The organism is Neobacillus drentensis (genome assembly GCF_036962765.1).
Taxonomy (GTDB): domain Bacteria; phylum Bacillota; class Bacilli; order Bacillales; family Cytobacillaceae; genus Neobacillus; species Neobacillus drentensis_C.
Genome location: NZ_JBALOS010000027.1, coordinates 83,869 through 91,824, shown reverse-complemented (window position 1 = coordinate 91,824; position 7,956 = coordinate 83,869). Strand labels below are relative to the sequence as shown.

Sequence of the window (7,956 nt, the reverse complement as noted above, 5' to 3'; positions counted from 1 at the left end):
CCCCTGCCCCGTCCTCCCGCAGGCGCTTCGCTTTTCGCTCCAATCAACAGTGTGCCAAAATCAACAAAAATCTTTAACATAGCCTTTTATTTTTAAAAAAATTGTATGACATTATTCATTTATATTGAAAAATGCAGGACATAAAGCCTTTAATCTGCCACTTTGAATACTTTATCGGCCCCTTTCTAATGTTATCTGCCGCTTTGACGTATCGGCCAGTATTTCTTTTTTAACCTAACATCCCATCAAAAAACCTACTAAATAAACGCAAAAAAGCCAGGCGTATAGCCTGGCTCGTGTCATCGTCTTTTCCTTAGGAAAAAATATCCTATTAATCTTCCATCGTTGAAAGGTCACCAGTTGGCAGATTTAGTTCCCATGCCTTCAACACGCGTCTCATAATCTTACCGCTTCTTGTTTTCGGCAGTTTATCACGGAAATCGATTTCACGTGGAGCTGCATGGGCGGCCAGTCCTTTTTTCACAAATTGACGGATTTCTTCTTTTAATTCATCTGTTGCAGAGTAGCCGTCTCTAAGCGCAATGAAGGCTTTAATGATTTCCCCCCGTACAGGGTCTGGTTTACCGATTACACCTGCTTCAGCAACCGCAGGATGTTCGACAAGCTTGCTTTCTACTTCAAACGGTCCCACGCGCTCCCCTGACGTCATAATCACATCATCCACACGTCCTTGGAACCAGAAATAGCCATCTTCATCCATGTACGCTGAATCCCCAGATACATACCAGTCACCTGACATAAAGTAAGATTCATACTTCTCAGGATTATTCCAAATCGTATGCATCATGGAAGGCCAGCCTTTTTTAATCGCTAGGTTTCCCATCCGATATGGCGGAAGTTCATTCCCTTGATTATCCACAATCGCAGCCTGAACACCTGGAATTGGTTTCCCCATCGAACCTGGCTTAATCTCCATACAAGGATAATTACTAATCAGTTGAGCGCCAGTTTCCGTCATCCACCAGTTATCATGGATTCGCTTGTTGAATACTTTTGCCCCCCATTTAACCACCTCAGGATTTAAAGGTTCGCCCACACTTAAGACATGACGGAGGCTGCTTAAGTCGAATTTCTTAACCAATTCATCGCCTGCACCCATTAACATCCTGAACGCCGTTGGTGCACTGTACCAGACAGTTACCCCGAAGTCTTCAATCATTTGATACCAAGATTCAGGACTAAAACGCCCTCCTACAATCACATTCGATGATCCTGTTAACCATGGCCCAAAGATACCGTAAGAGGTACCGGTCACCCAGCCTGGGTCTGCTGTACACCAGTATACATCGTCCTCTTTTAGATCGAGTACCCACTTTGCAGTTTGATAATGTTGAATCATGGCATTATGTACATGCAACACGCCCTTTGGTTTCCCAGTGGATCCGGATGTATAATGCAGGATAAGACCATCGGTTCTGTCTACCCATTCAATTTGAAGATCCTTGCTAGCGGCTTCAAATCTTTTTAAAAAGTCAATATATCGTCCCTGTTCATCTACATTCTTTCCAATAAGGAAAATATGCTTTAGTGAAGGCAGGTCTTGAACAGGAACACGCTCCAACAGTTCAGGAGTGGTAACTAAAACTTTCGCCTCACTGTCTTGCAAGCGATCCCTGACAGCCCCTTCCATGAAGGCCTCAAATAAAGGACCAACAATTGCACCAAGCTTAATAGCACCTAGTACGGTAAAGTAAAGTTCAGGTGACCGCGGCATAAAAATAAAGACCCGGTCGCCTTTATCGACATCCCCGAAAGTTTTTAACACATTGCCCGCTTTGTTAGAGAGCTCTTTCATTTCCTTAAAGGTGTACTTCTCATTTCGGAAACCATCGCGATAATATAAGGCTACTTTATTTTTTCGGAACGTTTTTGCGTGACGGTCAATGGCCTCATAAGCCATATTGACAAGACCTGTTTCACTCCAGGTAAATTCCTTTTCCGTTTCCTTCCAGTCAAAGTTCAAGTACTTTTCTTGATAATTTACTAGATTATGATCCCCTTGCACAACTGGTAACGCTTCCACTTTCATTCAATCTCCCCCTCTGGACCTTATTTTAGATATTATATTACAAATATAAACTATTCACAATTTTTTAAAAAGTAAATTATATACATTTTTTATTTTTTTATACTAAACATCTTGAAAATGACCCTATATGATTGAAAATTTTGTGAAGTAACTTTTCCTTGCTAGATTTTATGTATAATAGAATGGAGAATAAGAAAGATTTTCCCAAGGTAGGTGACTGTATGGAACACAAAAAAACATACAATGCTAAACAATTAAAAACACCTCATGGTTCCCTAATAGTTGAGGGGCCAATTGCCGCAGATAAATTAGCTGGTTATGACTTCCACGATGACCTTGTTGCATTCCGCCCTCCTGCACAGCAGCATCAGGCTTTAGTTGGAATTGCAAAACTTCCGGAAGGCAGAATTATTATTGTCAGACATCAAAATATCATTGTTGGTTATGTAACCTTTCTCTATCCTGATCCGCTTGAACGATGGTCAGAAGGCAAAATAGAAAATTTAATCGAATTAGGGGCCATCGAAGTCATTCCACAATATCGAGGCTGTTCAGTAGGTAAAAACCTTCTAATAGTTGCTATGATGGATAACGCGATGGAAGATTACCTCATCATCACAACCGAGTATTATTGGCATTGGGATTTAAAAGGAACCAAATTGAATGTGTGGGAGTACCGTAAAATCATGGAAAAGATGATGAATGCAGGCGGCCTTGAATGGTATGCCACCGATGACCCTGAAATTTGCTCGCACCCTGCCAACTGTCTCATGGCCCGGATGGGAAAAAGAATTGATAGGGAAACCATCCAAAAATTTGACCGGCTGCGATTTATGAACCGGTTTATGTATTAACTTATTAGTGTTTTAGGATACTTGCGTAGGTAAGGAGGATTTTCCAATGATAATCGAACAAATCATGAAAGCCGATGTTGCAACACTTCTACCAACAGATACCATTGCTGATGCGATTCAATTAATGGAGTCAAGAAAAATTCGCCATATCCCAATTATCAACGCAGAAAAACATTTAGTGGGTCTTGTCACAGTATCAAATATCCATGAGGCAACTCCATCTATTTTCCACGCGAATGAGCATCCGGAAGATATGAAAAAGCCTCTTGACGCTATTATGGAACGCAACGTTATAACCGGGCATCCACTCGATTTTGTCGAAGAAGTTGCCGGCCTATTTTATGAGCATAAAATCAGTTGTCTTCCCATCATAAATAACCGCAAATTAGTTGGAATTGTGACTGAAACAGATATACTGCGAACATTGGTGGAATTAACCGGTGCTCATCAACCAGGGTCACAAATTGAGATCAAGGTCCCCAACCTTGCCGGTAAACTTAGTGAAATAACCACTGTGATTAAAAATCGGAAAGCAAATATTTTGAGTGTCCTCGTCTATCCTGATGAAATGGATAATCAGTATAAAATACTTGTCATCAGATTACAGACTATGAATCCTACAGTTTTGATACAAGACCTTAAACAGGCTGGCTTTCAAGTGCTGTGGCCAAATCTTCCGGGGATTTCAATATGAGTGATAAATGTTCCTTTGTTTTTTCAAATGAACTGCTGAAGTATAAATTCAGCAATCATCATCCTTTTGATCAATTCCGGCTCAAGTTAACAGTGGACTTATTAGACAAGATGGCTGCACTTAACCCTGAAGATGTCATTCCGCCAAGAATGGCTTCTGATGATGAGTTAGCGTTAATTCACGATCGCAGTTACATAGAAGCAGTAAAAAAAGCAGGGAATGCTCAATTGCCGCCAGAAATAGCAGAAAACTATGGTCTTGGGACGGAAGATACCCCTATATTCCCTAACATGCATGAAGCGAGCGCCTTACTTGTTGGTGGAACATTAACAGCTGTCGATCAAGTTATGACGGGAAAGGCCCTTCACGCTCTTCATTTAGGCGGAGGATTACATCACGGATTCAGGGGAAAAGCATCAGGTTTTTGCGTGTATAATGACAGTTCGGTCGCCATTAAATATCTACAAGAAAAATATAATGCTCGTGTTTTATACGTGGATACGGATGCCCATCATGGAGACGGGGTTCAATGGTCCTTCTACGACGATCCAAAGGTATGTACTCTGTCGATTCATGAAACTGGCAGATATTTATTTCCTGGTACCGGGAATGTAAATGAGCGCGGTCAAGGGTTAGGCTATGGTTATTCATTTAATATCCCCTTAGACGCCTTTACCGAAGATGAATCGTGGCTTTACGCCTACACACATGCGCTTAGAGAAGTAGCTGAGTTTTTTAAACCCGATGTGATTCTAACTCAAAACGGTGCTGATTCCCATTATTTGGACCCATTGACGCACCTTTCATCAACCATGAAAACCTATCGAGAAATACCGAAACTTGCCCACGAAATTGCCCATCAATATTGTAATGGGAAATGGATTGCTGTTGGCGGAGGCGGTTATGATATTTGGCGGGTAGTCCCGAGAGCATGGGCCCTTATTTGGCTCGAAATGACAGAAAACTCAAATTGTTATGGAAGTTTACCAAGTCAATGGGTAGATTCCTGGCAAAAGGATTCCCCCGTTGTTTTACCGAAAGAATGGGACGATCCTAAAAACTTATATACCCCCATCCCAAGAAAAGCAGAGATTACCGAAAAGAATTTATTAACCCTTGAAAAAGCTCTCTACCCGATTCGAAGTCAACAAAAAAGTGAATCATTATAAAAGGCTCTTTTCGTAAACTTTGTGGCTATTGAATCAAAATAATTGGTATTACTATTATTACTAAGCGATTCTTGCAAATGTTCTTACGAATAGATGCCACGATACATCTGGGAATACAGGTGGATAAACTTTTACGAAAAACAACAATTAAGGCGAAAAACAGCAAAATAAAAAAATGGGTTGACCAATTCCGGCCAACCCATTCTTCCATTTATTTTGTAGATTTACGGTGTTCAATCCGATGTGGAAGAACCACAATTTGTTCTGACACCTTTTCTTTGTTCATTAATTTGGTTAAGAGTCGCATTGCAACCGCGCCAATATCATATAATGGCTGGACAATGGTGGTTAACTGCGGGCGCACCATTAGTGACAGCCTTGTATTGTCAGATGTGATTACCTCAAAATCCTCAGGGATCTTATAGCCTTTGTCCTCTGCTCCATGTACAACACCAAGAGCCATTTCATCAGATCCAACTAAAATCGCTGTAGGTCTATCTGAGACTTCCAGTAGTCTTTCAATTGCTTCAATCCCAGAGTCGTAGGTATAATCGCCTTCAATCACAAGTTCCTCATTATAGGCAATTCCGGATTCTTGTAATGCCCTCTGATACCCTCTCAGTTTCTTAAGTGTATTTTTAGGTTCATGGAGTGGACCCACGACAAAAGCAATATTCTTATGACCTTTTTCAATAAATTCCTTAATGGAATCATAAACTGCTTCTTCATAATCAATATTTACAGACGGTATCTTGTTAGATTCTTCAATTGAACCCGCTAGCACGATCGGTACAGGTGATTTTTCAAATTCCTCGACATGTTCTTCTGTAATATTCCCACCCATGAATACTAAGCCGTCCACTTGTTTGCCAAGCATAGTATTGAGCAAATGTAATTCCTTGTCCTTGTTTTGATCGGAGTTGCTTAAAATGATGTTGTACTTATACATCGTTGCAATATCTTCAATTCCACGAGCTAATTCGGCAAAAAAGATATTTGAGATATCAGGAATAATTACTCCAACTGTTGTTGTTTTTTTACTAGCTAATCCTCGAGCCACAGCATTCGGACGGTAGCCTAGTCTTTCAATAACTTCTAACACTTTTTTTCTGGTCACTGGCTTAACATTTGGATTTCCGTTTACCACACGGGAAACAGTAGCCATTGAGACGTTTGCTTCTCTTGCGACATCATAAATTGTAATATTCAATTAACACACTCTCCTAAAACGAACATCGTTTTCATTATTTTACAACATGTTGTATAAACTTAATCATTATTTTTGTTTTTGTTTGTGAGAACGTAAACAATCTTTAATATGTATTTAATGATACGATAAGAAGGTGAAAGCCGCAATTGCATTTGTCAACATTTTTCGTAAAATTACTAAATAATATCAAAAAAACCTTCTGAACTAGATGGCAGAAGGTTTTTTATATCCATTTACTTGTAATTAAAGTCGAACGTAGTTGGAAGCAAGCAGTTCGTTATAGAATTTATCAAACTGATTAAGATCCATTTGCTGCTTTTGATCAGACAGTGCCACAGCTGGATCTGGGTGAACCTCTGCCATCACACCATCTGCACCAATGGCAATGGCAGCTTTCGCACACGGTAATAATAAGTCTCTTCTACCTGTAGAATGCGTTACGTCAACAAAGACAGGTAAATGGGTTTCTTGCTTTAGGATTGGAACAGCTGAAATATCAAGTGTGTTTCTTGTTGCACGTTCATACGTTCTGATGCCGCGCTCACAAAGGATGATTTGGCCATTTCCTTGGGACATAATGTACTCGGCAGCATTGATAAATTCTTCGATTGTTGCTGCAATCCCTCTTTTTAATAACACCGGTTTATTAACAGAACCTGCTGCTTTTAATAGTTCAAAGTTCTGCATATTACGTGCTCCAATTTGAATGACATCGATATAATCTAGTGCCATTTCAATATCTGCANNTCACAGCCATATCAAATTCCGTAGCGACACGTTTGAGGATTTTTAAACCTTCAACGCCCAACCCTTGGAAATCGTATGGGGATGTTCTTGGTTTAAAGGCACCGCCACGAAGTAGTTTTAATCCTTTTTCTTGCATTGATTTCGCTACAGTTGCCACTTGTTCATATGATTCAACTGCACATGGACCAAATACGAAGTGTGGTTTGCCATCACCAATGTTTTCACCTTTTAATGTGACAATAGTATCTTCAGGTTGTTTTTTTCTAGAGACAAGTAATGCTTTACTATGGTCATCCTGCTGCAGATCAAGACCCGCTTTAAAAATCTCCTTAAAAATATGGTCAATCGTTGCATTTTCAAAAGGTCCATCATTATGCTCTTTTATAATATCAAGCATTTTTCTTTCACGAACTGGGTCGTAACGGTACACCCCTTGGTTTTCTTTAACGCGCCCAATATCTTGAACCAGCTGCGCTCTTTCATTAATTAACTTTAACAATTCCAAGTTGAGCTCATCGACGCGTGCCCTCAATTGTTCTAATTCATTTTTTTTGCTCATCCTTCGTCCCCGTCCTTTCNNTCTCTAATGTACAATCCAAAGATTTTTAATATTTCAACATGTTATAATTAGGACTTATTATATCTGAAATGCATTTATTTGTCACTAACTTTTTCTTTAATGATTAAACGCTTTTAAGCACTAAAGCATTCAGTTAAATATGAGAACGAAATTACTTTGTCCAAAAACTTAATAGGTTGAGGTCAATTTATTGATTTTCACCCCACGCTCCTTGCAAAGAACGGTTTGTTATTTTCCAGTGAGAGGCATTCCATAAGACCTCTCCGTTTGAAAACAGGATGGTTTGCGGAGATTCATGTTTTATGTGGAATTTCTCTGCGACTTCATTAGACAATGGACGAGAATCCTGAACGGCTAAGAAATAAGTGGAAACAGACTGATTTTCAGTTGCAAACTTCTCAAATTCCGTATAGGCAGCATGGCTAATCGGACAGGTTAGGCTATGCTTTAAAAGAAAAAACTTACTCTCCTTTTTTAATACTTCATCGAATTCTTCAAGGGAATCAATTTTTGCTAACATGTGTACATACCTCCAAAAATGAAATAAACGGTGAAGTCATTTTATCACTCCACCGTTTCTATAACAAATAAACTGTTTTATCCTCGACGACTTTTTAAAGTTTGGCTGTGTTCTACTTGTATGTTGATTTGC

At 39.6% G+C, this 7,956-nt stretch carries 6 protein-coding genes and 1 pseudogene; 3 read left to right on the top strand and 4 right to left on the bottom strand.

Going from position 1 to position 7,956, the window contains the following annotated elements; translation table 11 throughout:
- Positions 1-331: 331 nt before the first annotated feature.
- On the bottom strand, positions 332-2,050 hold the full coding sequence (acsA, locus tag V7137_RS04760) for an acetate--CoA ligase (protein WP_335696992.1): 1,719 nt from the start codon (positions 2,048-2,050) through the stop codon (positions 332-334).
- Between the two features lie 221 nt (positions 2,051-2,271).
- Here acsA and V7137_RS04755 point away from each other — a divergent pair, with 221 nt between their 5' ends.
- From V7137_RS04755 to V7137_RS04745, 3 genes are read left to right on the top strand one after another with little or no spacing between them, the layout of a single operon-like run.
- The gene (locus tag V7137_RS04755) at positions 2,272-2,904 is read left to right on the top strand and encodes a GNAT family N-acetyltransferase (protein ID WP_335696991.1); all 633 of its coding nucleotides are present in this window, start codon (positions 2,272-2,274) and stop codon (positions 2,902-2,904) included.
- Between the two features lie 46 nt (positions 2,905-2,950).
- The gene (locus tag V7137_RS04750; protein WP_335696990.1) at positions 2,951-3,598 is read left to right on the top strand and encodes an acetoin utilization AcuB family protein; all 648 of its coding nucleotides are present in this window, start codon (positions 2,951-2,953) and stop codon (positions 3,596-3,598) included.
- Positions 3,595-4,767, top strand: coding sequence for an acetoin utilization protein AcuC (locus tag V7137_RS04745; protein ID WP_335696989.1), 1,173 nt, complete (start codon positions 3,595-3,597; stop codon positions 4,765-4,767). Before V7137_RS04750 ends, V7137_RS04745 begins: the two co-directional genes overlap by 4 nt.
- Before the next feature lie 211 nt (positions 4,768-4,978).
- On the opposite strand, the gene ccpA is transcribed toward V7137_RS04745, so the two are convergent.
- From ccpA to ytxJ, 3 genes and pseudogenes are all read right to left on the bottom strand, one after another.
- Entirely contained in the window at positions 4,979-5,977 is a 999-nt protein-coding gene (gene ccpA / locus V7137_RS04740; RefSeq protein WP_335696988.1) for a catabolite control protein A, read from the bottom strand.
- A 243-nt stretch (positions 5,978-6,220) separates the two neighbouring features.
- Positions 6,221-7,283 (bottom strand): annotated as a pseudogene (locus V7137_RS04735) (bifunctional 3-deoxy-7-phosphoheptulonate synthase/chorismate mutase).
- Positions 7,284-7,491: 208 nt separating this feature from the next.
- A complete protein-coding gene (gene ytxJ / locus V7137_RS04730) occupies positions 7,492-7,824 on the bottom strand; it encodes a bacillithiol system redox-active protein YtxJ (protein ID WP_335696987.1) in 333 nt (110 codons plus the stop codon).
- Positions 7,825-7,956: the final 132 nt, after the last annotated feature.